This is a genomic window from Rhodococcus sp. KRD197 (genome assembly GCF_017168235.1).
Classification (GTDB): domain Bacteria; phylum Actinomycetota; class Actinomycetes; order Mycobacteriales; family Mycobacteriaceae; genus Rhodococcoides.
This window is the reverse complement of the sequence record NZ_JABFAO010000004.1, coordinates 543,723-569,955: the sequence shown is the minus strand read 5'-3', so window position 1 is coordinate 569,955 and position 26,233 is coordinate 543,723. Positions and strand designations below refer to the sequence as shown.

Annotated in this window: 26 protein-coding genes; 13 read left to right on the top strand and 13 right to left on the bottom strand. The window is 63.0% G+C overall.

The window, feature by feature from the left end; all coding sequences use genetic code 11:
• Positions 1-6: 6 nt before the first annotated feature.
• The 8 genes from pstB (at position 7) to J1M86_RS08880 (ending at position 5,793) form a co-directional block, all read left to right on the top strand.
• A complete protein-coding gene (gene pstB / locus J1M86_RS08915) occupies positions 7-783 on the top strand; it encodes a phosphate ABC transporter ATP-binding protein PstB (protein WP_075838184.1) in 777 nt (258 codons plus the stop codon).
• Between the two features lie 89 nt (positions 784-872).
• Complete coding sequence (locus tag J1M86_RS08910; protein ID WP_307786572.1) at positions 873-1,616, top strand: response regulator transcription factor; 744 nt, start codon at positions 873-875, stop codon at positions 1,614-1,616.
• 45 nt (positions 1,617-1,661) lie between these two features.
• Positions 1,662-2,069 carry a helix-turn-helix transcriptional regulator gene (locus J1M86_RS08905; RefSeq protein ID WP_075838185.1) on the top strand — a complete coding sequence of 136 codons (408 nt, stop codon included), beginning with the start codon at positions 1,662-1,664 and terminating at the stop codon, positions 2,067-2,069.
• A complete protein-coding gene (gene arsB, locus J1M86_RS08900) occupies positions 2,066-3,166 on the top strand; it encodes an ACR3 family arsenite efflux transporter (RefSeq protein ID WP_206509573.1) in 1,101 nt (366 codons plus the stop codon). The genes J1M86_RS08905 and arsB overlap by 4 nt, the downstream gene beginning before the upstream one ends.
• On the top strand, positions 3,166-3,864 hold the full coding sequence (locus J1M86_RS08895; RefSeq protein WP_206509572.1) for an arsenate reductase ArsC: 699 nt from the start codon (positions 3,166-3,168) through the stop codon (positions 3,862-3,864). Before arsB ends, J1M86_RS08895 begins: the two co-directional genes overlap by 1 nt.
• 27 nt (positions 3,865-3,891) lie before the next feature.
• Entirely contained in the window at positions 3,892-4,314 is a 423-nt protein-coding gene (locus J1M86_RS08890) for an arsenate reductase ArsC (RefSeq protein WP_075838187.1), read from the top strand.
• Positions 4,311-4,721: a low molecular weight phosphatase family protein gene (locus J1M86_RS08885; protein WP_075838188.1), complete on the top strand. Its 411-nt coding sequence runs from the start codon at positions 4,311-4,313 to the stop codon at positions 4,719-4,721. Before J1M86_RS08890 ends, J1M86_RS08885 begins: the two co-directional genes overlap by 4 nt.
• Positions 4,722-4,737: 16 nt before the next feature.
• Complete coding sequence (locus J1M86_RS08880) at positions 4,738-5,793, top strand: ArsO family NAD(P)H-dependent flavin-containing monooxygenase (protein ID WP_206509571.1); 1,056 nt, start codon at positions 4,738-4,740, stop codon at positions 5,791-5,793.
• A gap of 19 nt (positions 5,794-5,812) precedes the next feature.
• On the opposite strand, the gene J1M86_RS08875 is transcribed toward J1M86_RS08880, so the two are convergent.
• A complete protein-coding gene (locus J1M86_RS08875; protein ID WP_241259734.1) occupies positions 5,813-6,667 on the bottom strand; it encodes a metalloregulator ArsR/SmtB family transcription factor in 855 nt (284 codons plus the stop codon).
• A 95-nt stretch (positions 6,668-6,762) separates the two neighbouring features.
• Between J1M86_RS08875 and J1M86_RS08870 the strand changes: the two genes are divergently transcribed.
• The 5 genes from J1M86_RS08870 to J1M86_RS08850 are packed head-to-tail and all read left to right on the top strand — an operon-like array spanning position 6,763 to position 12,197.
• Positions 6,763-8,112: an NAD(P)-binding domain-containing protein gene (locus J1M86_RS08870; protein WP_206509569.1), complete on the top strand. Its 1,350-nt coding sequence runs from the start codon at positions 6,763-6,765 to the stop codon at positions 8,110-8,112.
• Positions 8,105-9,427, top strand: a complete 1,323-nt coding sequence (locus J1M86_RS08865; RefSeq protein WP_206509568.1) for an MFS transporter — start codon at positions 8,105-8,107, stop codon at positions 9,425-9,427. The genes J1M86_RS08870 and J1M86_RS08865 overlap by 8 nt, the downstream gene beginning before the upstream one ends.
• Positions 9,358-9,723: a DUF1330 domain-containing protein gene (locus J1M86_RS08860; protein WP_075838283.1), complete on the top strand. Its 366-nt coding sequence runs from the start codon at positions 9,358-9,360 to the stop codon at positions 9,721-9,723. Before J1M86_RS08865 ends, J1M86_RS08860 begins: the two co-directional genes overlap by 70 nt.
• Before the next feature lie 12 nt (positions 9,724-9,735).
• A complete protein-coding gene (locus tag J1M86_RS08855; protein WP_075838190.1) occupies positions 9,736-10,428 on the top strand; it encodes a GNAT family N-acetyltransferase in 693 nt (230 codons plus the stop codon).
• Complete coding sequence (locus J1M86_RS08850; protein WP_206509567.1) at positions 10,425-12,197, top strand: EAL domain-containing protein; 1,773 nt, start codon at positions 10,425-10,427, stop codon at positions 12,195-12,197. Before J1M86_RS08855 ends, J1M86_RS08850 begins: the two co-directional genes overlap by 4 nt.
• Before the next feature lie 71 nt (positions 12,198-12,268).
• Here the strand turns inward: J1M86_RS08850 and J1M86_RS08845 are convergent, their stop codons facing one another.
• From J1M86_RS08845 to J1M86_RS08790, 12 genes are all read right to left on the bottom strand, one after another.
• Entirely contained in the window at positions 12,269-13,744 is a 1,476-nt protein-coding gene (locus J1M86_RS08845; RefSeq protein ID WP_206510007.1) for an aldehyde dehydrogenase family protein, read from the bottom strand.
• Entirely contained in the window at positions 13,744-15,045 is a 1,302-nt protein-coding gene (gene hmgA, locus J1M86_RS08840) for a homogentisate 1,2-dioxygenase (RefSeq protein ID WP_206509566.1), read from the bottom strand. Before hmgA ends, J1M86_RS08845 begins: the two co-directional genes overlap by 1 nt.
• Positions 15,042-16,094, bottom strand: a complete 1,053-nt coding sequence (locus J1M86_RS08835; RefSeq protein ID WP_206509565.1) for a lipocalin-like domain-containing protein — start codon at positions 16,092-16,094, stop codon at positions 15,042-15,044. Before J1M86_RS08835 ends, hmgA begins: the two co-directional genes overlap by 4 nt.
• A 26-nt stretch (positions 16,095-16,120) precedes the next feature.
• On the bottom strand, positions 16,121-17,377 hold the full coding sequence (locus J1M86_RS08830; protein WP_206509564.1) for an oxygenase MpaB family protein: 1,257 nt from the start codon (positions 17,375-17,377) through the stop codon (positions 16,121-16,123).
• Between the two features lie 5 nt (positions 17,378-17,382).
• On the bottom strand, positions 17,383-18,564 hold the full coding sequence (locus tag J1M86_RS08825; RefSeq protein WP_206509563.1) for an alpha/beta fold hydrolase: 1,182 nt from the start codon (positions 18,562-18,564) through the stop codon (positions 17,383-17,385).
• 94 nt (positions 18,565-18,658) lie between these two features.
• Positions 18,659-19,870, bottom strand: a complete 1,212-nt coding sequence (locus J1M86_RS08820) for an MCE family protein (protein WP_206509562.1) — start codon at positions 19,868-19,870, stop codon at positions 18,659-18,661.
• Positions 19,867-21,015 (bottom strand): MCE family protein, encoded by a 1,149-nt coding sequence (locus tag J1M86_RS08815; protein WP_206509561.1) that lies wholly within the window; start codon positions 21,013-21,015, stop codon positions 19,867-19,869. Before J1M86_RS08815 ends, J1M86_RS08820 begins: the two co-directional genes overlap by 4 nt.
• Positions 21,012-22,217: an MCE family protein gene (locus J1M86_RS08810; RefSeq protein WP_206509560.1), complete on the bottom strand. Its 1,206-nt coding sequence runs from the start codon at positions 22,215-22,217 to the stop codon at positions 21,012-21,014. Before J1M86_RS08810 ends, J1M86_RS08815 begins: the two co-directional genes overlap by 4 nt.
• Positions 22,214-23,212 (bottom strand): MCE family protein, encoded by a 999-nt coding sequence (locus J1M86_RS08805; RefSeq protein ID WP_206509559.1) that lies wholly within the window; start codon positions 23,210-23,212, stop codon positions 22,214-22,216. The genes J1M86_RS08810 and J1M86_RS08805 overlap by 4 nt, the downstream gene beginning before the upstream one ends.
• The gene (locus tag J1M86_RS08800; protein WP_206509558.1) at positions 23,209-24,228 is read right to left on the bottom strand and encodes an MCE family protein; all 1,020 of its coding nucleotides are present in this window, start codon (positions 24,226-24,228) and stop codon (positions 23,209-23,211) included. The genes J1M86_RS08805 and J1M86_RS08800 overlap by 4 nt, the downstream gene beginning before the upstream one ends.
• Positions 24,229-24,233: 5 nt before the next feature.
• Positions 24,234-25,382 (bottom strand): MCE family protein, encoded by a 1,149-nt coding sequence (locus J1M86_RS08795; protein WP_206509557.1) that lies wholly within the window; start codon positions 25,380-25,382, stop codon positions 24,234-24,236.
• Between the two features lie 7 nt (positions 25,383-25,389).
• Positions 25,390-26,232 carry an ABC transporter permease gene (locus J1M86_RS08790; protein ID WP_206509556.1) on the bottom strand — a complete coding sequence of 281 codons (843 nt, stop codon included), beginning with the start codon at positions 26,230-26,232 and terminating at the stop codon, positions 25,390-25,392.
• Between the last annotated feature and the right edge of the window lies 1 nt (position 26,233).

The following is a 26,233-nucleotide window of genomic DNA, read 5'->3' as shown; positions in this document are numbered from 1 at the left end:
GACACCATGGCAAAGCGCCTCGACATCAAAGATCTCGACATCTATTACGGTTCCTTTCATGCCGTCGACTCGGTAACCCTGTCGGTTCCCCCGCGCAGCGTGACTGCCCTGATCGGTCCTTCCGGTTGCGGTAAGTCCACGGTGCTTCGCACGCTGAACCGCATGCACGAAGTCACCCCCGGTGCGCGGGTCGAAGGATCCGTCCTTCTCGACGGGGCGGACATCTACGCCTCCAACGTCGACCCGGTCAGCGTTCGACGCACCATCGGCATGGTCTTCCAGCGCCCCAACCCGTTCCCCACCATGTCCATCAAGGACAACGTGGTTGCTGGGTTGAAGCTGTCGGGAGTGCGGGGAGGCAAGAAGCTCGACGAGGTAGCCGAGCGCTCACTGCGCGGAGCAAACCTGTGGAACGAGGTCAAGGACCGCCTCGACAAGCCCGGCGGCGGCCTCTCGGGCGGCCAGCAGCAGCGCCTGTGCATCGCTCGCGCGATTGCAATTTCACCTGACGTGCTACTGATGGACGAGCCGTGCTCCGCCCTCGACCCGATCTCCACCCTCGCTATCGAGGACCTGATCGGTGAGCTCAAGAAGGACTACACGATCGTCATCGTCACGCACAACATGCAGCAGGCTGCACGCGTGAGTGATCAGACGGCGTTCTTCAACCTCAAGGGAGTCGGCCAGCCCGGCCGACTCATCGAGGTCGGCGACACCGAGAAGATCTTCTCCAATCCTGACGAGAAGTCCACCGAGGATTACATTTCCGGTCGCTTCGGGTAATCCTCGTTGGGTCTGATCCGCGCACAAGGCAGGGATCTCGAGACGAGAGCAAGGTCAATTCTGTGCGGTCGGTTTCGAAAGGAAGATGCGTGAGGATCGGGAGTTCGGACGAACTACCGAACCCCGGTCCTCACGTCGCTCTGCACACGCTGTTGCTCACCGAGCACGAACCCGCCGTCGCGAAGCCACTCATCGATGACGCAGCAGCACGAGGCATAGATGTGCATTGGTATCACGATGGCGCAGCAGCTCTGCTGGCCGTCGGCGCAGAACTGCCCACTCTCGTCGTTCTCGCGGCCAAAACGGCTGCCGTATCTTCCGAAATCGTTGTAGCAGCGATCCGGGCCAGGTCCACCATTCCGATTCTGGTCGGAGCTTTCGCGTCCGATTCGACGAATGAACGGCGGGCCCTCGCGGCGGGAGCAACCGCGGTGGTCAAGCGTCCGTACGACATTGCCACCATCGCCGCGTTCGCGGGCCTGAGTTCGCCCGCCGACGCACCTGATTTCGTTCTCGCGGCCGGCCCCCTGCGAGTGGACCGCCTCGCTCACGCAGTTTGGCTGCACGGCCGCGAACTGGCTCTGAGTCACCGTGAGTTCGAGCTGCTGGCGTACCTACTCGAACAAAACGGACGAATCGTCGGTCAAGAGATGATAAGTCAGGCCGTATGGGGCCACAGCACCGAAACGAATACTGTTGCGGTGCACGTGAAGCGGTTGCGGGAAAAACTGGGCACCGATCCCCATCACGGACAGATAATCCGCACCATTCGAGGCCTGGGCTACGGCTTGGCCCCATCGTTGTATCAGCCTGAAGTCCCGATCCAGCCGTGATTTCCGCCGGTTGCGGTTTGATTCGACGCCTGTCAATATAGACGAATGTCGATGCACGAGGACACAACTTCCAACTCATGTTGCTCCCCCCTCTCCCGTGAACCGCTCACCGAGGACTGGGCAGGCGACCTTTCCCGCATGTTCAAAGCTCTCGGCGATCCAGTCCGCCTACGCCTGTTGTCGCTGGTCGCGAGCCATGAACGCGGCGAAGCCTGCGTCTGCGATATCTCCGACACCTTCGACCTATCCCAGCCGACCATCTCCCACCACCTGAAAGTGCTGCGGAACGCCGGGATCCTCGACTGCGAGCGCCGCGGAACCTGGGTGTATTACCGCGTTGTTCCTTCGGCTCTCCACCAGCTGTCGGCGGTTCTCGTGGACTCCGAACCACTGGCCGTCGATCAGGTGTGCCCTGTCGCTGAGGTATCGAAGCTTGCCGAGGTATCGAAATGAGTGGCACCGTGGACACCTCCCCCGAACCTGCCGTCGTCGGCAAGCTCTCCACGCTGGACCGATTCCTGCCCGTCTGGATCGGCGTCGCAATGGTCGTCGGCCTTGGTTTGGGCCGACTGATACCGGGCATGGATGACGCCCTCTCGACCATCTCGATCGACGGGGTCTCGCTGCCCATCGCCATCGGTTTGCTCATCATGATGTATCCGGTCCTGGCCAAGGTCCGGTACGACCGCCTTGATTCCGTCACCGGCGACAAGCGTCTGCTGATCGGATCCCTGGTTCTGAACTGGATCCTCGGCCCGGCGCTGATGTTTGCGCTCGCATGGCTGTTCCTGCCGGATCTACCCGAATACCGCACGGGCCTGATCATCGTCGGACTCGCACGATGCATCGCCATGGTCATCATCTGGAACGATCTCGCCTGTGGCGATCGAGAAGCGGCCGCAGTGCTGGTGGCGATCAACTCGGTCTTCCAGGTCTTTATGTTCACCATCCTCGGCTGGTTCTATCTGTCGGTACTTCCCGGTTGGCTTGGACTCGAGCAGTCATCGATCGATGCATCGCCCTGGCAGATAGCCAAATCGGTGCTCATCTTCCTCGGAATCCCGCTGGTAGCCGGGTTCGCCTCGCGTTACTTCGGTGAACGTGCCAAGGGCCGCGAATGGTACGAAGAGACCTTCATTCCGAAGATCGGCCCCTGGGCGCTCTACGGTCTGCTGTTCACCATTGTCATTCTCTTCGCCCTGCAAGGTGATCAGATCACCTCGCAACCGCTCGACGTGGTCCGTATCGCCCTCCCGTTGCTGGTCTACTTCGCAGTCATGTGGGGTGGCGGCTACGCACTCGGCGCAGCGATCGGCCTGGGCTACGAGCGCACCACCACTCTTGCGTTCACTGCAGCAGGAAACAACTTCGAGCTCGCCATCGCCGTCGCCATCGCCACCTACGGCGCCACGTCCGGGCAGGCCCTGGCCGGGGTTGTCGGACCGCTGATCGAGGTGCCCGTACTCGTGGGCCTCGTCTACGTCTCACTCGCCCTCCGCAAACGATTCGCCTCCAGCTCTTCCGTGAACACAGCGACAAAGGAGTCCTGATGTCCGACACCACGAATCACGACAGCGACAGCCCCACCCGCGATCGCGATCGCCGCCAACCCGAGTTGCTCATGCCCCGCGCTGCACTGGCACGGTCGGCAGCGCAGCTGTCCAAGAAATACGAGGGCGTGTTTTCCCCTCAGACCGTCGAGCGGTATGTCTTCGAGTCCTATGCCGCCCTGCGGCGCACCGCGAAGATCCAGGTACACCTATCGGCCCTGGCAGAGCATTTCGCTGCCGACCGACTTACCGCACTTGCGCAGGCCGAGGGAACGCTCGCCAAGGACGTTCCCGAGGTGCTCTTCATCTGCGTCCACAACGCCGGCCGGTCACAGATGGCTGCCGCCCTGCTCAATCATCATGGCAAGGGTCGTGTCCACGTGCGGTCCGCGGGGTCGTCACCGGGCAACGAAATCAATCCAGCAGTTGTCGCGGTCATGTCCGAGGTCGGCGTCGATCTCGGCAGTGAATTCCCCAAGCCGCTCACCGACGACGTCGTCGCCGCCGCCGACGTCGTGGTGTCGATGGGCTGCGGTGACGCTTGCGCGATCTATCCCGGCAAGCGCTACATCGACTGGACCGTCGACGATCCCCAAGGCGAACCGATCGAAACCGTTCGTCGAATCCGCGACGCCATCGACGAACGAGTCCGCGATCTACTCACCGAACTCGAAACCCCTACAACAGTATCCACCTGAAACCCGAACTCCCTTGGAAAGGCTGCCGTGACTCGCACTCCCACCGTTTTGTTCGTCTGTGTCCACAACGCCGGTCGATCGCAGATGGCTGCTGGTTTCCTCAGCCATCTGGCAGGTGACACCGTCGAGGTCCGCTCCGCTGGTAGCGCACCGGCGGACAGCATCAACTCCGCTGCCGTCGAAGCCATGGCCGAACTCGGCATCGACATTTCGGCACAGTCACCGAAAATTCTGACCCCTGACGCCGTCGAGACCTCGGACGTTGTCATCACCATGGGTTGCGGAGATGCGTGCCCGGTATTTCCCGGAGTGAGCTACCGCGACTGGGCACTGCCGGACCCGGCCGGCAAAGGCGTCGAAGCTGTGCGCCCCATCCGCGATCGGATCAAAGTTCTCGTCGAAGACCTGATCGCCGAACTCGTTCCGGTGCAAACCGGTTCTTCGTTGTGAGCACTCCTAGCGTGCTGTTCGTCTGTGTGAAGAACGGTGGCAAGTCTCAGATGGCCGCCGGGCTGATGCGCAAGGCGGCCGGAACCGACGTCGAGGTGCACTCGGCCGGCACGAAGCCCGGCAGCACGGTGAACCCGCTGTCGGCGCAATCGTTGCTCGAGGTCGGCGTGGACCTGACCGGCGAGCAGCCGAAACCGATCGACCCGGCACTGCTCGCACGCATGGACTACGTCGTCACCCTCGGCAGCGAAGCCCAGGTGGGCACGGTGGACGGTCCGACGTTCGAAAACTGGGACACCGACGAACCGTCGGAACGAGGAATCGAAGGAATCGAACGCATGCGGCTGGTGCGGGACGACATCGCCTCCCGCGTCGACGATCTCGTCAAGCGCCTGCGTGATCGCTAGTTCCGCTGAAACACCGATGACCACCACGTCGACCGACGTGGTGGTCATCGGCGGTGGCCAAGCAGGTCTTGCGGCCGGATATTACTTGCGCCGCTCCGGACTCGACTTCGTAATCCTCGACGACCAGGACGGTCCCGGAGGTTCCTGGCAGGACTACTGGCCTTCGCTGCACCTGTTCTCCCCCGCGGAGTACTCACGGCTGCCTGGATGGCCGATGCCGCCGTGGCCGAGCGGATTTCCACCGGCCTCGCACGTCGTGGACTACCTCACCAGCTACGAGTCGAAGTACGATCTGCCGGTACGGCGGCCCGTCCGAGTGCAACTGGTACACCGCGGAATCAGCGGGTATCGCGTCGACACCGATGCCGGCACGTTCTCCGCTGCGGCCGTGATCAACGCGACCGGAACGTGGTCACGACCATTCTGGCCGAGCTACCCCGGAATGCGCACCTTCGCCGGAAGGCAACTCCACGCCGCGCACTACCGCACTCCCGAGCGATTCGAGGGACAGCGAGTCGGGATCGTCGGTGGAGGCAACTCGGCCGCGCAGATTCTCGCCGAAGTCTCCACTGTCGCCGAAACACTGTGGTTCACCACCCGTGAACCACGTTTTCTGCCCGACGACGTCGACGGCAGGGTCCTCTTCGATGTTGCGAGTGACCGTGCGCGTGTGCTCGAAGCGGGTGGTGACGATTCCGGAGGAGTCGCCGGACTGGGCGACATCGTCATGGTCCCGCCCGTGAAGGAGGCGCGTGAGCGCGGTGTTCTACACAGCCGATCGATGTTCGACGCCGTAGTGCCGAGCGGCGTGACCGACGGCCGCAGCACCGAGAACCTGGACGCGTTGCTGTGGTGCACCGGGTTTCGGCCGGCCCTGCGGCATCTACGCCCGCTGCATCTTCGGTCCGATGATCACTCGGCAATCGAACTGAACGGAACACACCCGACGGGCGAACCGACGTTGCAGTTCTTGGGCTACGGCGACTGGACCGGCCCGGGTTCGGCGACGATCATCGGTGTCGGTCGCACTGCACGGGCAGCTGTCGATACCCTGATCGAGGCTCTGAATTGAGCATTCTGTCCCGCTCGATTCACTCCGCACGTCGTCGCTCGAGCAAGACGGTATCGCGCCACACGCCGTGCAGCTCCGCTATGCGCTCTCGCACACCGACGGTGCGAAATCCCGAAGCATGATGCAGCGCGATACTGACGCGGTTCTCGGGAAAGACCGACGCCTGGAGCATCCACAGCCCGGCCGTATCGGCTTCGGTCACTTGCCGGTGCATCAGCGCCTTACCGATCCCTCGGCCTCGGTACCCGTCACCGACGTACACCGAGGTCTCGGCGACGCCTCGGTAGCAGGCGCGCGTGGACACAATCGACAATGCCGCCCACCCGGCGACCACGCCGTCCGCTTCGGCAACCCAGCGATGTCCTTCCATCCACTCCTCGGCGAGTGCCTGCACGGAGGGGACCACGGTCTCGAATGTTGCATTACCGGTGGCGATGCCTTCAGCGTGGATGCGCCGCACGTCGTCCCAGTCCGACTCGGCCATTTCGCGCACGATCACGTCGGCCGGGAGGTCGACGGGACAACAAGGCCGAGGCGTCAGTACCCCCATGACGGCATCCGCGGCATGCGGAAGGCCGGTGCAACACGTTGGGTTCACCGACACGACCGTCGTCGTACCCTTCTTACCCAGCGTCACGAATCCGATATCGGCCAGTTTGCGGATGTGGTGCGACACCGTGGGCTGACCGATCTCGAGGGCGTCGGCGAGCTTGCCGACAGCGATTCCGGATCCCGAATCGGCAACCAGGTGCAGAATTCTCACCCGCATCGGTTCGGCAAGGCACGAGAACCACTGCGCGTACGTCTCGGCGTCACCTGCCGCGAGGGGCCCACCAATCGCGGAGATGTCGGTGCGGTACCCCGATGCGGTCATGAACGAAGTATATCGATACGTGTCGATGCTTGCGAACATAGATGGATATCGATACAGTTCAGAAATATTGATCACCATCGATGAAAGGGTTCGACATGAACTCCGAATACCCCGTAGTTGTGGTCGGCGCAGGACCCATCGGTCTCGCCGCAGCCGCGCACCTCACCGAAACTGGCTCCGCGAACATCGTTCTCGAACGCGGACCGAGCGCCGGGGCAGCTGTTGCGCAGTGGAATCACGTGCGCTTGTTCTCCCCGTGGTCCGAGGTCGTCGACCCCGCCGCGGCGAAACTGCTCGCGCCGAGCGGGTGGACGGCCCCTGATGGCGACAGCTACGCAACCGGTCGCGAATGGGTCGAGAGCTATCTCGCACCACTGGCTGCCGCACTCGGCGATTCAGTGCGATTCGACTCCGAGGTCGTCGGTGTCGCTCGACGCGGTCGTGATCGCGTCGTCGACGCCGGACGCGACACCGAACCCCTCTCGGTCCACGTCCGCCACAGCGACGGCAGCGAGGAACGCATCCTGGCCCGTGCTGTCATCGACGCGTCGGGAACCTGGGGAAGCCCCAATCCCCTGGGCAGCGAAGGACTACCGGCCATCGGTGAACGCGCCGCCGCACGGCAGATCGACTACCGGGTCCCCGATCTCTCGGACGAGGACGTTCGATCCGCATTCATCGGACGCCACATCGTGATCGCCGGTAGTGGTCACTCCGCTCTCACCGCGATCATCATGTTTGCCGAACTCGCCGCCCAACACCCCGGCACCAAGCTGACCTGGGCCGTCCGACGAGGCGTGACCGATTCGGTCTTCGGCGGCGGGGAATCCGACGAGCTGGCAGCACGCGGCGCGCTCGGAATGCGGGCCAAGAAGGCCGTCGACGACGGCTACCTCGAGGTCGTCTCCGGGTTCCGCACCGAGGAGGTTCTCGCCGACGGCGACCAGCTCGTGCTCGTCGGGGACACCGGCGCCCGAATCTCCGGTGTCGACCGCGTCGTCGCGCTGACCGGCTTTCGGCCGGACCTGTCCTGGCTTTCCGAGGTCCGCCTCGACCTCGATCCCACGCTCGAAGCTCCGAGGTTCCTGGCCACCTTGATCGACCCGAACATGCACTCCTGCGGCACCGTCTACCCGCACGGCGTCGCCGAGCTCACACAACCCGAACCGGGGCTCTACGTCGTCGGGATGAAGAGTTACGGGCGAGCGCCGACTTTCCTCGCGATGACCGGATACGAACAGGTCCGCAGCATCGCTGCGGAACTCGCCGGCGATCACGACGGTGCCCGCAAGGTCGAGCTGACTCTGCCGGACACCGGAGTCTGCGGCGGCGCGGGACTGTTCGACGAACCGGATGCCGATGCCGGCGGTAGCGGCGGCTGCTGCGGTGCACCGCAGCCCGCAGAGTTGATCAGCCTCGGAGCTCCACCCGCGCGAGGTGACTGAGCAGGTTGCCGCCTCGTCGCCGGAGAAACCGCACCCCGGTCGTCGCAGAATATTGTCGATTCTCTGCGTCACCGAGGTCACCAGCTGGGGAATTCTCTACTACGCCTTCCTCGTACTTTCTCCGGCGATCACCGCGGACACCGGGTGGTCGACCACCTCCATCGTGGCCGCCTTCTCGATCGGCCAGCTCGTAGCGGCAGTGGTCGGCATCCCGGTCGGACGGCTGCTCGATCGGTACGGTCCCCGATGGGTCATGACGGCGGGATCCGTGGTTGCAATTCCTGCGCTCGTCGTCATCGCAACGTCACAGAGCCTGGTGGTGTTCGGCACGGGATGGTTCATTGCCGGCGTCGCTATGGCGGCGGTTCTGTATCCGCCGGCGTTCGCGGCACTGACCCGGTGGTGGGGATCGGACCGTGTTCGCGCACTGATGATCCTCACCCTGGCCGCCGGGTTGGCCAGCACGGTATTCGCTCCTGTGGCCGCGCTGTTGCTGGACCGATTCGGTTGGCGTGAAACCTATCTGGTGCTCGCCGGAGTGCTTCTCGTCGTCACTGTTCCAGCTCATCTCATCGGCCTGCACGGTCGCTGGCCTGCCCTCGGGCATGACACGGTCTCGACCAACCACGCTTCCGTCGACCGAACGATTCGCACCCGGCCGTTCATCGCTCTCACCGTCGCTCTGAGCCTCACCGCATTCGTAGCATTCGCGGGCGTGTTCAATATCGTGCCGCTCGCGCTCGAGCATGGGGCCGATCCGGCCTTCGCTGCGGTCTGCCTGGGCCTCGGTGGACTCGGCCAAGTCGTGGGCCGGATCGGCTATCTACCGCTGCAGCGATTCACCGAGACCCGAGCGCGAACGGTGTGGGTCATCGCGGCAGCGGCGATCACCACCCTTGTCCTTGGAATCGTCACATCCTTGCTCGCGCTGCTGCTGATTGCTGTGGGTGCAGGATTGGCACGCGGGCTGTTGACCCTGGTGCAAGCGACCGCCGTAACCGACCGGTGGGGACCGGCCGCTTACGGCCGGCTGAACGGCATCGTCTCCGCACCCATCATCGTGTCGATGGCATGCGCACCGTGGGCCGGGGCCGTGCTTGCAGACTGGACCGGAAGCTACTCGGGCGCCTACCTCGTGCTGGGAGCAATCGGACTGCTGGCGGCAGCTGTATCGGCGGCGACCATTCCGACGCCCGATCGCGAGATCGCCGCAGGCACGGCCGTGCGGTTTGCCATACTACGAAGATGGCTATCGATCCCCGCGGCAGAGACCTCAAACGCTACCTCGAAGAGGACACCGAAGGACCAGTGGTGATGCTGAATCTGCTGCGCTTCGCCGAAGGCGGGCGTGAGCAGTACGCGCGCTATGCGCAGGCATTGAACGAGACCTTCCTCCCCCGCTACGGCGCGGAGGTGCTCTACGCCGGGGACGGCTCCACGGTGCTCGTCGCCGAGGCCGGGCAGGACTGGGATGCGGTTCTGCTCGTGAAGTACCCGTCGCGGAAGGCGTTCAGCGACATGGTCGCCGATCCCGAGTACCAGGAGGTCACCTCGTACCGGACCGATGCACTGCAGGAAGCGGTACTGCAGGCCACCACAGAGTGGGCCTGACTGCATACTGCGATGGTGAAGCACCACATCACAGCACTCGACGATCCGGTCGGCAACGCTCTCAGGGGAGCGCACGCCCACCTGTCCCGACGCGTCGGAAGTGCCATGACGTATCAACCGGGCGTCGCTACTTTCGTTGCACTGGAACCCGGTTCGGAACACGGTGAGGGCTGGAACGAGCTGGCCGAGTTGCTCGGGCCCGGCGGATTTGCAGACATGTTCAGCTCCACCGCAACACCACCTTCCGGCTGGGAGCAGGTGTTCGAGGTCGAGGGTCGACAGATGATCGGTCCCCCCGAACCACCGCAGAGCGCAGCGGGTGTGTCGATCGAACTCGGCGCCGAGGACGTGCCGGAGATGCTCGAGTTGGTGCGCCGAACCTCGCCCGGCCCGTTCGGTCCGCGCACCCACGAACTCGGCACCTATCTCGGTGTCCGCGACAACGGCGTGCTCGTCGCGATGGCTGGGGAACGGCTTCGGCCGCCTGGGTGGGCGGAGATCAGCGCCGTGTGCACGGTGCCCGAGTCACGAGGGCGAGGCTACGCAGCACTCTTGGTGACCGAACTCGTCAGGGGAATTCATGCGCGAGGTGACCGCCCGTTCCTGCATGCGACCGAGACGAACACCGGCGCGATCGCCCTCTACGAGCGACTGGGATTTCGCACGCGCAAGCACGTCACCTTCCGGGGATTCCAGGTTCCGTGACCAGCTACCAGAGACATACCGCACAGGCCAAGGGCGCATCCAACACTCGCGGTAGGCGCAACACTCGCGGTAGGCGCGAGCGCATCAATTGCGTGTTGCTGGCCGTGGTCACACTGCTTTTCGGGGTCGCGGGTGCGTCGACCCTGCCATCGGGACACCTCTCCGACACCGGTTTCGTGGTGGTCGCCGCAGTGAGCGCGACGTCGATTCCAGTCGCGGCGCTGTGGCTGCGGATGAGGTGGCCGGGCAAGGTCGCGGCTGTCGCATTCGTCGTGTACGCCGATATCGGTGTGGCAGCTGTTCTGCTGTCGTTCGAGTCCAGCATGACTGCTCTACCGGGGTGTGCCCTGTTCCTGGTCATCGCCCTGTTCTGCGTCGTGGCGACCTCGCGGCGAGTCATGGCGGCCCACCTGTTTGCGGCGGTCGGGCTTACCGTCGTGTTGGGCGGGCTCGCCATCGCCGAGGGTTCGGACACCTGGATCGTCGTCGCCCGCTTCATCATCAACATCGCACTGCTGTCCACGCCCGGGTTCCTGTTGCTCTACATCGACTATCTGCGGCGACAGGCCGAACGGGCCCAGCGCGATCCGCTGACGGGGCTGTGGAACCGGCGGGGGCTGTTCGATGCCGTCGACGACGCCTCCTCGGACCTCGGTAGTCGAATCGGGGTCACGGTGGTCGACATCGACGCCTTCAAGGCCATCAACGACTCGCTCGGGCATTCCGCCGGTGACGGCGTCCTGCTCGACGTCGCCGAACGCCTCGCGACAGCAGTGCCCAACTCCGAGGCGGCTCGCCTCGGCGGCGACGAGTTCGCCGTCGTCCACTACGGCGACGACATCGATGCCGATCATGGCCAGATCGCGGCTGTACTCGATCGCGCCGCCCAAGGTACGCCGTTCACAGCCAGTACCGGCTTCGCCAGCAGAGTCATCGGTGCCGGTGATCGACCGAGCTCCGTCGTTCGACAACTCATTGCCGTGGCGGACCTGGCGATGTATCGAAACAAGGGGCTGGGGAGCTCCCCTGTCCGTGCCGAGGTGGTCGGTGCCGAGGAGCATGACATCCTCGCGGACGACCGTGCGCGGATCGCCGATCTCATCGCAGGCGGCGGACCCGAGACAGCATTCCAACCCATCTGCCATGCCGATGGGTTGCACGTCGCCGGATACGAGGCGCTCTCTCGCTTCCCGCGGGGTCTAGGCCCGCCGGTGCAGTGGTTCAGGCGTGCCGCACGCGCGGGGGTCGGCGAGGCGCTGGAGTTGGCGGCGGTCGGCCGCGCGGCGGCTCATGAACCAGCATTGTCGGACGGGTGCTTCCTCACGCTCAACCTCTCCGCCGCAACCATCCGCAGCTTCGACATCACGTCGGTACTTGCGCCACTGGCAGATCGACGACGGATACTGCTCGAGATCACCGAGTACGACCTCGTCGGTGATTACGACGCGCTACGCGCATCGATGCAAGCGTTGCGATCTCACGGCATCGAGATCGCCATCGACGACGTCGGCGCAGGGTATTCCACGCTGCGGCACATCATCGAGCTCGAGCCGTCCATGATCAAGATCGATTACTCGCTGGTGCACAACTGCGATCTGCAACCGCACAAACACGCTGCGGTGACCACGTTGACCTCGTTCGGACACCGCATCGGTGCCACCGTCGTCGCCGAGGGCATCGAGAACGCTGCGGAACATTCCGCGGTGCTCGCTGCCGGGGTCGACTACGTGCAAGGATTCCACATCGGTACACCCGCGCGTATCGGGTGAGAATTCCAATACCGCTGTGGCGCTCGACCCCTCACCCGAGCGCCACAGCGGTGTATCGACAGAAACGTCCGTCAGAAACCGATGTGAACGGTCTTCTCCTCGGTGTCGGCTTCGACGCCGGCGAAACCGAGCTCTCGACCGATTCCGCTGGCGTCTCTCCCTCCCCAGGGCAGCTGCGGTTCGGGTACGCCCCAGCCGTTGACCCAAACCGTGCCTACCTTCAGATCAGCGATGACCCGGTGGGTACGCGAGAGGTCGGAGGTGTAGACCATTGCGTTCAACCCGTACCGCGTGTCGTTTGCCAGGGCGACCGCCTCCTGTTCCGTGTCGAACGGAATCACAGTGGCCACCGGCCCGAAGATCTCCTCGCGGGCGATGGTGAGGTCATTGTGTCCCATGAACACTGTCGGCTGCACGAAGTACCCGCGATCTCCGACGAAGTTGCCCCCAGTGATCAATGTGGCGCCCTCGCGTTTGCCGGATTCGATGTATCCCCCGATACGATCGAGCTGCTTCTTGTTGACGATGGTGCCCATGGTGGAACTCGCCTCGAAGGGATCTCCGATGTTCGCCGCTTCAGCGGCCTCGACGAGACCGTCGACCACCTCGTCGACGATCGAACGGTGCACGAGCACGCGAGTGCCTGCCGCGCACACCTGACCCTGGTGATAGAAGTTGCCCATCGCAATCCACGGCATTGCACTTGCCAGATCCGCGTCGTCGAAAATCAGCTGAGGCGATTTGCCCCCGAGCTCCAACACGATCTTGCGGAATCTCCCGCCAACGTGTGTTGGGATCGTCTGCCCCACTGCCGGACTACCTGTGAAAGTGACTTTGTCGACGTCGGGGTGCGCCGCCAACGCCGCCCCGGCAATCGAACCGATGCCGGTGACGACGTTCACCACGCCGTCGGGGAGTCCGGCTTCGGCGAACAGTTCGACGAGCTTCAACGTCGAGAGCGAGGCGTCCTCGGCCGGCTTCAGGACGATTGTGTTTCCCGCGGCCAACGCGGGCGCAAGCTTCCAGGCTGTGATCAGCGCTGGATTGTTCCACGGCGTGATCGCGGCGACAACGCCCAATGGCTGACGCATCGTGAAGCCGAATCGCCGCTGTGGTCCGAAGTCCGGCAACGCCATGCTCGCCCCGACGATTTTGTCGGCCCAACCCGCGAAGTGGCGAAACACCGAAGCCGCAGCGGGTATGTCTCCGATTACGGAGTCATGGAACAGCTTTCCCATCTCGACTGCCTCGAGCGCCGCCAACGTATGAGTGTCTCGCTCGATGAGGTCGGCAATGCGCGCGAGGATCTTGCCGCGCTCGGCTGCCGGAGTCCTCGACCACTCGCCGTTCTCGAACGCGGCACGTGCTGCCGCAACGGCGCGGTCGACATCCACCGGGCTCGCCGCCGACACCTCGGTGACGATCTCCTCGGTCGAGGGGTTGTACGACGTATACGTAGCCCCCTCGGCCGCGGGCTGTGATTCACCCCCGATCCGAAGCAACGGTTCGGGAAGATCGTACGAAACCGGTTGTGTTCGAGTGTCCATCATGCATCCCCTCGTGTTGTGAAGTGCCTCCCGAGCCCGGACCAGGACGAGTCGTAGTCGCTCTGCCGGTGCGCGGCGGAATGTGCAAGCGAAGTCGTGGTGAGCGGTAGCCGAGTTTCGAACATGAACGCCAGCGAATCCACGATCTTCTGCGGTTGGAGTGAAGCTGCGGAAGCCTTGTCGAACGTCTCCTGATCGGGTCCGTGGGCACCCCACATGTTGTGCAGGCTGGCTCCACCCGGAAGGAATCCCTCCGCCTTGGAGTCGTGCACGCCTGTGATCAGGCCCATGAACTCCGACATCACGTTGCGATGGAAATGGGGCGGACGGAATGTGTGCTCGGCTACGTTCCACCGGGGCGGGAAGATAGCGAAATCAACGTTTGCCTGGCCTGGAATCGGCGATCTCGACGTCAACACCGTCATGATCGACGGATCCGGGTGGTCCCATCCGAGACTGCCCATCACGTTGAATCGCGCGGTGTCGTATTTGTAGACGTTGTGGGTGCCGTGCCAGGCCACCACATCCAGGGGTGAGTGCTTCGATTCGGTGGCCCAGAGGTGTCCACCGAACTTCTGCACCACCTCTACGGTTCGCTCGACATCCTCGTATGCAGCTGTGGGGTAGAGGAAGTCGCGGGCGTGGGCCAGCCCGTTGGCACCGATCGGACCGAGTTCGGGCAGTTCCATCGGGGTCCCGTAGTTCTCGCAGACGTACCCGCGAGCATTGGGGCCACCGAGCTCCACTCGAAAGCGAATTCCGCGTCCGATGACGGCGAACTCCCCCGGTTCGATTCCTACTACTCCGAATTCGGTGTGCAGCTCGAGTCCACCCAACTGTGGCACGACGACCAATTCACCGTCGGCGTCCCAGAAGTAGCGATCTCGCATCGATGCATTCGCGTGGTACAGGTGGATGGCAATGCCGTTGCGTTCGAGCACACTCCCGTTGACGGCCATCGTGTAGAGGCCGTCGACGAAGTCGGTTCCCCCGGGTGGCTCGGGCAACGGATCCCACCGCAGCCGATTCGGGTCCGCCACTCCATCAGAGGTCGGCGCACTCACGATGTTGCCGTTGCCGATTCTGAGATAGGGGCGGTGCTGCGCCGACGGCCGAATCCGGTAGACCCAGCTACGTCTGTTGACCTCGCGTGGTTCGGTGAATGCGGTCGCCGACATCTGCTCGGCGTACAAGCCCAACGGGGCACGCTGTGGAGAATTCTGTCCCCACACGAGCGATCCCGGAATCGCTTCGCTGTGGTGCTCGTTTCCGAACCCGTGGAGGTACTTCGTATCGGTCATTTGAGCGCGACCATCTCGTGCAGCGTCGTTCCGGTGCTGTGATGCGCGCGCCCCTCCCGGGTCACGGTCAAGTCGAATGTCGAACTGAACCGAAAGTACCCCGGCCTGCCGAGAAGCCTGTTCAACACCGGCTTGAGGATCGCGCTACCGGCAAGGGGAACATCGGCCAGATAGTCGTGGGCATGAATGACTCGCTGAACCGTCAGTCTCAAATCCACACTTCCGGGTACCTGCAAGCGAATCCATGACGGGTATGTTCTGTTGCCGACCTCGTCGAACACTGCCGGACCCTCGGTCAAGGTCGTGTCTCCGGTACTGAGCACGACTTCGTCTCCTCGAGCGAGCATCAAGGGCCTGGATTCGTGTCGCCCGTACTTCTTCTGCGTCAACACGTTTGCGTACACGAGTGTGAACTCGTCTACGTACAGGCGTCCCCAATACCACCGGTCGATGAGTCGCTTCATGTCGCCGATTCCCCAGTTGTGGTCGGCGTATCCGCGGCCCTTCGCCTCGAAGGTTTCCGATCCGATCCGGACCGTCCCGGTCACCGAGGCTTTGGGTGCCGCCACGACCCAGGCGAAGAAGTCCTCATCACCGTAGGAGGTGTACCCACCACCCGGCTTCCACGTCGGAACCTCGTTGGTGAACGTCAGATCGAACTCCAGATCACCTTCCGCCAGGTGAACCCGGTGTACAGGCAGGTCCCCCGTACCGTGATCGACATACGCATAGTTGTTGCCGATTTTGACGTTGCACTCGGTTGTCGAGGCGGTCGCCTCCTCCGGCGAGTAATGGACGATGATCTCGCGCCGCGTCCCGTCGGGTGAATAGACATGCAGCTCCACGCCGGGCTTTCGAAGGACGAGTTCCCGCGTCTGCAGGAATCCGACGACGATGTAGCCATTGTCGAGGTGCGCGTCGAAATACCAATGCTCGAACGCGTACTTGTTGGACGACGGGTGTGCAGCGTTGTCCTTGACCTCCGTGCGACGGATGTCGGCATCATTTCGACCGGGACCGGTCCAGGATTCGACTATTTTCATGGCCATGTGAGTTACCTCGTCCTAGTGGTGAATCAGCGCCGAAGTGCGCCGGTGGCATCGAATTTCGCTTCGCGACCGTCCATTTGAGCCCGGTACCAGTTCTCGCGGTGACGCATGTTGATCTTTTCCACGATTTTGTTCATACCGGGGACAGTGCGTCGCACGAGTTCGAGAGCGGTGATGAAGGGAAAGCGAACGATGGGAATCAGTATCCACGGAAAGGCCCGCGGCAAGTTGTATTGCTTGCGGATGCTGGGCGGCATGAACAGCGTTGTGTACGCGGAGTAAATGCGATAGTTGTACATCTCGCGCAGACGACGAAGTCCCCGATGCCCGTCTCGCGGAGCGAATCCTGCCGGAAACGACTCGATCAGTTCGGCGCCGTGCTCGCCGGCGTCGAACGCTCGAGAGACGAGAACCATCGCGAGTGTGCGTAGGACATCTGGAATTGTCTCCGGGTACCACCGGGCGCGTACACCGAGTAGGTATCCCATGTAGCGCTGAAAGTGAATCAGTGCGTAGATTTCCTTCTTCGAGGTCTGGTAGCCGAGCGTCCACAGGGCCAGCGCCGGCGCTACGCTTCCTCCGATGAGGGTCAGCAACATGTAGGACTGACTGATGGGCAGACCCCACTTCTCGGTGTCCCACTCCGCGTGTCCCTCCACCCGCCGTCGCACCGAAACGTGCATCACACGCACTCGCATCGCGGTTGCGCGCCCCTTGGAGCCAGGTTCGAGCAGGGCGCCCTGTTCCGATACGTCGATCCAGAATCTGCCGGTCTCGAGGAAGCGGCGCAGAGCATTGTCACCGGCGTAACCGCCTGCCAGCGAGAGCGGGGTTGCTACTGCTGCCTCGGTGTACATCCCGAGCGTCGTGGTACCCGCGATAGCGAACAGCATCGTTCCCCATCGCCGCCAGATTGCCGCGCCCTGTTCGACGAGTTCGGGCTTCACCCAATCCGGCACATCCTCGAACTCGGCGAACAGTGCCTTCATTGCCTCGGGGGCGTCCTCCACCGCGTCGATGCCGTGCACAAGCGCCTCATCGAGCATCTCGCGTCCACGCTTGCTCCCGATGGGGCCGTCGAACACCTCGTCGATATAGCGCTCCGCGACGGGGTCTCCCGCAAACAGGTCGGCGGTGAACGCGCGAGCCTGCGTGTCGGTTGGGAAAGCGTCGGTTCCTGTCAGTCTCTTGACGATCGATCGAAACCGTCTGGCGCCGGGCTCGTCTCGCTTCGCCCAGTACTTGAACGAGGTTGGGCATTCGAGTTCGGCTGCCGCTGCCATTTCGGTCACCATACTGGCGCTCCTGTCTCCTGTGGTTCCATGAGGTGCTGCTCCACCAGCCATCGGCGTAGCCGAGTAACAACGGCGTCCACTCCCGTCGGCTGGTCCACCAGGTAGTGGTTGAGCTCCGGCATCTCGATGAGTTCGCTCTCTGGTGGCAAGGCTGCGTGCATCGCGCGCGATTCGCTGGGGAATGCGGCCTGGTCGCCCATCAGGCACATGACGACGGCGGGTACCTGCACGTTCGGAAGGTTGCGGATCGCATCGGCGGCAGTGTGATTGGAGCTCCAGGTGCTCAGCCAACTCCGCACGGTGCAGAACCTGGCCAGACCTCCTGCGGCGGTGTTGGCGTTCCGCGGATCTCCGTACATGCTGCCCGGCACGCGATCACTCGGATCAATGGACAGGTCGAGAAACCTCGGGTCGGCGACGGTTCGGTGGACAACGAACGCTCGATCGGCGTCTCCGTTGCGCTGCATGTGCTCGAGCTGCTCCAGCGCCCAGGCGTCGATGCGCTCGATGCGCGCCGTCTGCGCGGCCCGATAGTGCGCGAGCCGATCCCTCTCCATCGGAAAGACGCGCTCGGGAGCATACAAATCCAGCCCCGGATCGGTCAGGCTCGGGTTCAGTTCGTCCACGACACTGGGGTCGATCCAGTGCCGCAGGACGTGGGCACGACCGGCGTGGGCCCCCACCAACATCAGTCCATCTGCAGGTACCTGCGGAGTCCTGCCGAGTTCGACCGGATCACCGGCAGGTGTCCGAGTTATCGATGGACACTCAGCCTCGGACTGGTAGAACGCCGACAGCGAACCACCGCCACTGAATCCGAGCAGCACTACTTTGGAGAAGCCCAACTCCTCCTTCATCCATCGAACTCCCGCTCCCAGATCCTCCGCGGCCCGCTCCATGATCAAGGCTGCTTCGTTGGCGGAGTATCGGGTGTTCATTCCCATGATCGGAATGCCCGCTTCAGCGAAGCCGTCGAGCAGGAAGTGCGAGAGGAAGTTCGACGCGGGGTGCGCCATCACTACGCCGATGTCGCGGCTGTATCCCACCGGCGCAACAAGATTGCCGTGCAGGATCGGATAGTGCCGGGACAGACCCGAGTGCATCTCGGCCCTGCCGTCGCTCGGCGGTAGGTACGGAATTCGTTGGAAGTGTTCTTCGACCGTCGTTGCCGTCACGTCTGCATCCCTTCACGGATGAGTAGTTCGGATCTCGAATTGAACGTACCATACAGTAGGGTATGGAAACCCTGTTTCTGGAACAACCAGCCCCTCATCCGGGCGGAAGCAGCAGGTTCTGCAAATCAGGCGAATAGCCGGCCGGGTCTCGGCAAAGCTGCACCGTAGGTGCACGCTTGCCCGGATACTCGACACACGGGAGATTCCGTGCACCTCGGATCGCAGCGGGATTCTCGGGCGCCACCTTGCAGTACAGGTCGGGCGGAGTAGGTGGAACATCCAGTTCGGTGGGTGAACGTCGTTGATCAGCAGGGAGAAAGCCCGTCGTGCACGGTGGCGGATCGTTCAGTTGGTTGGCGAAGAACGTGTTCTGAGCCGGGTTGTCGGAATTCGGTAAACCCGCAGACTGCGTGGCTGCGATCAACGGCGGATACAGCACGAGGATCTGCTCGATCGACGGGTTGTACACCGCGAGCGTCTGTTCAACGCTGGTGAGGTGCGCAAGCAGCATCGGCAGCGTCGGACGTAGATCCCGAAACAGCTCGGTGGCCTCGAGACTGAAGGGCACTCCTCGCTCCATGACGGAACGAATCTGCGGATCGCTGGCATGCAGCTGCGCGGAGAACTCTGCCATCGAGCGAGACCACTGGGCAATCGCACCCGCGCTGGCTACCTGCGTCTGCAACAGCGGGCCCAGCTCGTCGACCAGGGTCGACATCGGGACGCGCGCTCGAGCCGCCGATTCAGTGATCGTCGAGGTGGAGTCGATGAGCGCGCGCATCTCGCCACCGGCGCCGTCCAGGGCGTCGAAACTCTCGTCCAATACGGTGCGTAACCGGTCGGGATCGATCGAGGCCAGCGTCTGTTCGAGCTGATCCAGTGTCGGACCCACCTCGTCGGTCAGGGATGTCCTCTCCACCGGAACGATAGCTCCGTCCTCCAAGTACGGACCCTCAGTGGTCGACGGCAACAGGTTCACGTACTGCTCGCCGATTGCCGACACACTTCGCACCTCGACCTCGGTGTCCGAGGAGACCCTCGGCGAGGATTCGAGCGACAGTGTCGCTCGGGCGCCGGAATCGGTCTTGGCAAGCGAAACGACACGTCCGACGGTCCTGCCGCGATAGGTGACGTTGGCATTGGGGTACAACCCTGCACCGTCCGCCAATTCGACATCAATTGTGTAGCGGCCGATCCCCATGCTCTGCGGTATCTGCGCGTACTGCACAGCGGTGAACGTCGTCGCGAGAACTGCCACGCAGCAGAATATCCAGAGCTGAATTCGGATCGTACGAGTGAGCTTCACGGCGCTCCCTGGAATGGAAGGAGCAGGTCCGGCAGAGACGGAATCGTGGGCAACGATATGGGCTGCATCGACCCGATGATCGCCTCCGGACCCGACAGTGCGCCTTGCAGTGGCGTACCGAGCAGCAGGGCATTGTCGAGCGTCTCCAGCCGAAGATCGAGAGTGACATCGCCGTTCGCGTAGTCACCACGCACCGCGTTCTGATAGGTGTCGATGGGAAACGGAAAGGTGAACAAGTAGCGGGAAGACTCCGTCAGCGATGATCCGGAATTGGCGAGAGAGGCCAGAACCGGTTCGAGATCACGCAGGTTCGCTTCGAGATCCTCGCCGCTTGCCGCCACTATCCGGTTCGCGGTCTCACCCAACGTCCCGAGCGAGACCAGGGCATCGGTGAGATCGGCACGTCTGTCGTCCAGCACGACGAGGGCCGGAGCGAGGCTGTCGACGGCCTCGGTCAACACCGTGTTCTGCTGTGCCACTTCGGACGCCAAGGAGTCCAGCCCGGCCATCGCTCGAACGATCTCGGACTTCTGATCGTCGAGGCCGGTCAGAATCTCGTCCAGTTGAGCCAGGATTGTTCGGACCGCATCCTCCCTGCCGGTCAACGCGGCGTCGAGTGAGTCCGTGATGTCACCGATCTGCGCCAGGCCCCCTCCGCTCAGTACGAGCGACACCGACGCCAGCGTCTCCTCGGTTGTCGGGAAGGCGCCGGCCCGCGCGAGCGGGATCGTGTCCCCCGGCGCCAGTGTGCCGGTCGCCGGTTCCAGCACGGGGGGCGCCAGTTCGATATGGGTCGAACCCAGCAGCGATGTTTGGCCGATCTTTGCATGCGCGTTGGCCGGCAACTCGACCTCAGGTTCCAGCACGACCGTCACCAACGCATGCTCGTTTCGCAAGGCGATGTCCGACACGCTCCCTACGGTCGCGTCGGCGACACGAACGCGCGAATTACGTTCTATCGTAGTAACGTTCGGCATCTCGATCTGAATCTCGTACGAACCCTCCCCTCGCCCGGCAGAACCTGGTAGCGGTAGAGAGTTGAGCCCGCGCCACCCACAGCTCGTGAGCGTGAGGCAGAGCACGAGAATTACCAGTGGCCGTATCGCCACCCCCGAGCACCGACGCTTCGCGACACACCGCGTCATCGGGATCCTCCGGGGATCATGAGGTTTGCCAAACTCGGCGGGCTGTAGACCAACTGGTCCGGCAGAGCACCCACTCCTCGCGTCGGGTTCGTCGCTATCGGCGGATAGTCCATCTTCACCGATTCGAGCAACGGGCCCAGGTACTCGACACACAACCGGGAACCCTCCTGAGCATCGACCTGCTCGGCTGCGGCGATCGCCGAACACACGAAGTTGATCGGATTCGCGAAGTTGCTCAGCGCAAGGGCTGAGACCACCGAGTTGTGAGCGGGTTGATAGATGCCCTGCAGGTTGGCCAACGCGGTCGGAGCCACGTGCAGGACCTGTTCGATTCCATCGCGCTGTTGCGCCAGTGTGGCCGACACTGTTGCCAGGCCATCGAGCGACGTGTTCAAACGCCCTCGATTGTCCCGGACGAACTGCTCGACTCGCCCGAGCGCGAAGTCGAGACTGTCCAACGCCGACGCCATGTCATCGGAGTTGCCGTTCAGTATGTCCGTCACGGTGGCCATCCGGTCGTTGAAGGTGACGATCTGCTGCCCACTCTGCGACAGTGCGGTAACGAAGATCTGCAGGTTGCGTATCACCGCGAACAGATCGCCCTCACCGTCTGCGATGGTGTCCATCGCCTCGGACAGATTCGTGATCGTCTCGTGCAGCGAGGCGCCCTCGCCATCGAGGTTCGCCGCACCGACGTCGACCAATGCCTCCAGCGGCCCCTGAGGACTACTCGGCGTCGGACCGACTGCTTTCGCCAGCTGGGACAGTTGGTCCTTTATTTCGTCCCACTCCACCGGCACGGCGGTTCGTGCCATCGGAATCCTCGCTCCCTGTGCCAGTTTCTCCCCGCCCGTGTACGCCGGAGCGAGCTGAACGAACCGGGCCGAGACGAGCGACGGGGAGACGATCAATGCGTTCGCATCAGCCGGCACCGGTTGTCCTTTGTCCACGGACAACGTCACAACGCTGTGATCTCCCGCAGGTTCGATGGATTCCACAGACCCCACCCGCACACCCATGACACGAACGTCGTCTCCCTCGTACAAGCCTGTGGTGTTGACGAAATCGGCCTGCACGGTAGTAGTGGTTGCCATCGGGACCACGATGTAGGACACCACCGCAAGCACACCCACTGCGGCGAGCGTCAGTCCCCAACCGTTCCAGAGCCTTCTCGTCGAGTTCCTCGTTGCCGCGCCGGTCATCGAGTTGCCTCGAGCGCGCCGCTGACGAATGGTTCGATTATCTGGCCCGGGATCAAGTTCTGAATGTACGAACTGAAGAACGGTCCGCTGGCTACGGCCTCACCGAGTTGGGTCACATAGGGACCGAGGCGTTCGATTGCAAGCGCAATGTCGTCCCTGTTCTCGATCAACACTGCGAGTACGGCATTCAAGTGGTCCAACGTGGGTCCTATCTCGGCCTGGTTGTCGTCCACGAGGCCGGTCAGCTCCACCGCGAGCGCGTCGACATTCCGAAAGAGCTGATCCAGCGTCTGTTGACGCGAGAGGAGTTCCAAGAGAATCGAATTGGAGTCGATCACCAGCGCATTCACCTGTTCGCTTCGCTCGGCGAGAACTGCGGTCACGGTGTTGGAATTGTCCAGAAGTTCGCGTAACGAGCGATCACGGGAGGCAACCGTTTCAGACAGACGTGCGACGCCGTCCAGCGTCGCACCTAGGTCGTCGGGGGTATCGGACAAGGTCTCCGACAGAACACGCATGGAGTCGGCGAGCTGGTCGGTATCGATGTCATCGCTCGTGGTGGCGAAATCGCCGAGCGCATCGGTCAGATCGTAGGGAGCGAGCGTTCGATCGATCCCGATCGTGTCACCGCCCGCCATCGACCCGTCACCCCGAGGGACCACCCGCAGTTCCTTTGCTCCCAACACTGTGGCAGTTGCAATCTGCGCGGTCGTTTCCAGACCGAGTCGCATCGGCGATTCGATGGTGAAGTTCACTTTCACTGCCGCGCCCGAGATGGCGATTGTGGACACCGAGCCGAGTGCGACACCGGAAACGACCACTCGATCGCCCGTCTTCAAACCGCCCGCGTCGACGAACAGGGCGTTGTACGAGGCGCCACCAGCAACAATCGGTAGGGAACGGATCCCCATCGAAGCAAGTACAACGCTAAGGATCACGGCAGTACCGATCACGGCGATCCGCCGGTGATCCCGTTCCCTGTATCCACTTCTCATCGCGCTGCGCACCTTCCCGTGGTCTGGCCGAAGAACGGCGTCGAGAACGGTTCACCATCGAGGCCAGTGAGCTTGATGTTCAAGCCACACAGGTAGTAGTTGAAGAAGCCGCCGTAGGATCCGAGACGCGCGAGCGCGGCATAGGCATCGGGAAGCCGTGACGCGACGCTGTCGATGGTGTCCTTGCCCTCGTCCAATTGCGCTGCAGTTCGTCCCAATTCGGCGATCGTCCCGGAAAGAGGATCCCGAGTCTCCGCCAATAGTTCGGTGATCGTGGCGGCAGAGGTGTCGATTCGCTCGAGCGCCGTGCCCCACTCTGAGCTGTCGCGAGCGAGTCCACTTGCCAGCCCCTGTGCACGATCGAGAGCCACACCGAACTGCTCGCGTTGCCCGGATACGGATTCCAGGACCGTGTTCAAGTTCTCCACCACTGATCCCACCAAGAGATCCCGGTCCGCGATAGTCGAGGTCAACGACGCAGTTCTGATCAGTATCGACTCGACGGTGCCGCCCTGCCCTTGCAACATCGCAATCAGGTCTGCAGACAGATTGTTGACCTGCTCCGGGTCGAGTGCCCGGAACAATGGCTTGAAGCTGCCCACCAACAGATCCAGATCGAGGGCGGGAGAGGTGCGGTCGACATCGATCATTCCGCCTGCTTGGATCTGCGTCCCTACGGCGTCACTGCTCAACTCCAGATAGCGGTCACCGACGAGGTTGAGGTAGCGAATCGTAGCCGATGTCGAGGTTGTGACGGTGTAGTCGGCGTCGACGTCGATATCGACCAGAACTGTCGAATCGGGCTGGATACGAACGTCGGTCACCTTGCCGACCTCGACGCCGGCAACCCTGACCATCTCGCCTGTCGTCAAGCCGGATACGTTCACGAACCTCGCTTCGTAGTTCGTGTAGTCCTCGAATCTGAATTGTCCTAGAACGACTGTCAATCCGGCAAGCACCAGCAGCATCGACGAGGTGAATACCGTCAGCCTGAAGGCAAGCTGCGGCAAAGACATTCGGTTCACCGTGCCCCACCCCCCACCAGAAATTCGAGGATGGAGTCCGGCGCGATGGACGGTGCCGTCGTACCGCCGTCGAAGTCGTTCCCGCCTGTGTCGGCGACGACGTAGGGTGCCGGTACGTCGCCGAGGTTCAGTTGCGGCAGTGCACCGCACCGGGGTCCGCCCGTGGCAGCGACCACCGGGAGGTCCTCCTCGTAGGTGTAGGGAGCGGTTCCCAGCAGGAATGTGGAGTTCAACAACATGGATCGTCCGTTTCCGCCGGAGACCGGTTCGGCGAGTCCACGTGCGACGTCGACGCCCTGGATGAAGCAGGTCAGTCCGGGTGAGTACTCGGCCAGTAGCGAGGTCGTCGGTCGTAGTAGGTCGAGAACGGTCTCTATCCCGTGCTCGTTCTCCGCGAGAACAGCGTCGGCCTCGCCGCCGAGCACGGTCAACCCGGCCAGCAGCCGATCCAACACCTCGCTCGTGGACGAAATGGTGTCTGCGGTGGTGGTGAGATTCTCGAGTGTGCTCAACAGGTCTGGAGCAGCCTGCGCGTAGATTTCCGCTGTGTCGGCTGTCGCAGTGATGTCGTTTTGCATGGCGCTCACGCGCGGCGCCAGCGCTGCCAAGACTTCGGCCGAATCGTCGATCGACCCTCCGATGACCTCGCCGCGACCTCGAAGCGCCGTCGACAGCGATCCAAGCGTCGACTCGAGCTTGTGTGGTTCGACCGCCCCGAGTACCGAGGTGAGCGACTCGAACACCGTGTTCGTCTCCACTGTCACGTTGTCCGCGGTGATGACTGCACCGTCCCGAATCGGTTCCAGTACCGGGCCCACGGGCGCTGAGAGTGTGACGAACTTTGCGCCGAACACTGTGGTGCTCACGATGTCGGCTCGCACATCCGATGGCACGGACTCGGCTGCGTCGGGCGTCAGCCGGAGTTCGAGGACTGCACCCGATTCCGTGGAAGAGACAGTAGCCACACGCCCGACTTCGACGCCGTTCATCTTGACCATCGCTCCTGGATTCATCGACAACCCGGCGCGGTCCGTCGCGATTCCGACTGCCACGAAGCCGGCGCCCAAGCCGCGGAAACTCGAATACGCACCGAAAACCGATGCAGCGAGAACCAGTAGCAGCGCAAGTGCCGCGAGTTTCTTCATGCTCGGCTCACCCCGCCAGATGAAGTTGTCGGGCGCTGCCGTACAGCGCAAGCGATATCAGCAGCGTTACCGACACCACGCTGATCAAGGACAGCCGAACCGCCCGACCAGTGGCGATGCCCACCCCGGACGGTCCCCCGGTGGCGAAGTATCCGTAGTACGTGTGAATCGACATCACCACGATCGCCATCAGAATGGCCTGCAAGAACGACCACAAGACATCCGAGGGGATGAGGAACGTCGAGAAGTAGTGGTCGTACACCCCCGGGGACTGTCCCAGAATCGTCACCGTCGCTATCCGACTCGCAAGGAACGAGGTGGCGACGGCAAGTGCATAGAGCGGGATGACGACAATGATTCCGGCCAGAATGCGGGTACCAACCAGATAGGGAATGGACCTGATGGCCATCACTTCGAGCGCATCGATCTCCTCGCTGATCCGCATGGCACCCAACTGTGCAGTGGTGCCTGCGCCGATCGTTGCCGCCAGTCCCACGCCTGCAGTCACCGGTGATACCACCCGAATATTGACGTAGGAGGCGAGAAACCCGGTGAGCGCTTCGACTCCGATATTGCCGAGCGAGTCGAAGCCCTGAACTGCGACCGTTGCACCGGCGAAGAGAGTGAGAAAACCGAGAATGACGACGCTACCGCCGATGAGCGCCAAAGCTCCAGTGCCCATCCCGATCTCGGCTATCAGGCGCAGCGTCTCCTTGCGATAGAGCCGGGCGGCACGAACGGTGGAGCCTAGCGCGCGAACGACGAATATCGACAGTTCACCGACGGAGTCGACGGTGCCAAGCAGCGCGGCGGTGCGGCGACGAACCCGAGCGCGGGTGGAGTCAAGCATG

Coding starts and splice junctions, on each gene's coding strand:
- pstB (WP_075838184.1), top strand. CDS start 7: ATGGCAAAGCGCCTCGACATCAAAGATCTCGACATCTATTACGGTTCC.
- J1M86_RS08905 (WP_075838185.1), top strand. CDS start 1,662: ATGTCGATGCACGAGGACACAACTTCCAACTCATGTTGCTCCCCCCTC.
- arsB (WP_206509573.1), top strand. CDS start 2,066: ATGAGTGGCACCGTGGACACCTCCCCCGAACCTGCCGTCGTCGGCAAG.
- J1M86_RS08895 (WP_206509572.1), top strand. CDS start 3,166: ATGTCCGACACCACGAATCACGACAGCGACAGCCCCACCCGCGATCGC.
- J1M86_RS08880 (WP_206509571.1), top strand. CDS start 4,738: ATGACCACCACGTCGACCGACGTGGTGGTCATCGGCGGTGGCCAAGCA.
- J1M86_RS08875 (WP_241259734.1), bottom strand. CDS start 6,667: ATGACCGCATCGGGGTACCGCACCGACATCTCCGCGATTGGTGGGCCC.
- J1M86_RS08870 (WP_206509569.1), top strand. CDS start 6,763: ATGAACTCCGAATACCCCGTAGTTGTGGTCGGCGCAGGACCCATCGGT.
- J1M86_RS08860 (WP_075838283.1), top strand. CDS start 9,358: ATGGCTATCGATCCCCGCGGCAGAGACCTCAAACGCTACCTCGAAGAG.
- J1M86_RS08855 (WP_075838190.1), top strand. CDS start 9,736: ATGGTGAAGCACCACATCACAGCACTCGACGATCCGGTCGGCAACGCT.
- J1M86_RS08845 (WP_206510007.1), bottom strand. CDS start 13,744: ATGGACACTCGAACACAACCGGTTTCGTACGATCTTCCCGAACCGTTG.
- hmgA (WP_206509566.1), bottom strand. CDS start 15,045: ATGACCGATACGAAGTACCTCCACGGGTTCGGAAACGAGCACCACAGC.
- J1M86_RS08835 (WP_206509565.1), bottom strand. CDS start 16,094: ATGGCCATGAAAATAGTCGAATCCTGGACCGGTCCCGGTCGAAATGAT.
- J1M86_RS08830 (WP_206509564.1), bottom strand. CDS start 17,377: ATGGCAGCGGCAGCCGAACTCGAATGCCCAACCTCGTTCAAGTACTGG.
- J1M86_RS08815 (WP_206509561.1), bottom strand. CDS start 21,015: ATGACGCGGTGTGTCGCGAAGCGTCGGTGCTCGGGGGTGGCGATACGG.
- J1M86_RS08810 (WP_206509560.1), bottom strand. CDS start 22,217: ATGACCGGCGCGGCAACGAGGAACTCGACGAGAAGGCTCTGGAACGGT.
- J1M86_RS08805 (WP_206509559.1), bottom strand. CDS start 23,212: ATGAGAAGTGGATACAGGGAACGGGATCACCGGCGGATCGCCGTGATC.
- J1M86_RS08800 (WP_206509558.1), bottom strand. CDS start 24,228: ATGTCTTTGCCGCAGCTTGCCTTCAGGCTGACGGTATTCACCTCGTCG.
- J1M86_RS08795 (WP_206509557.1), bottom strand. CDS start 25,382: ATGAAGAAACTCGCGGCACTTGCGCTGCTACTGGTTCTCGCTGCATCG.
- J1M86_RS08790 (WP_206509556.1), bottom strand. CDS start 26,232: ATGCTTGACTCCACCCGCGCTCGGGTTCGTCGCCGCACCGCCGCGCTG.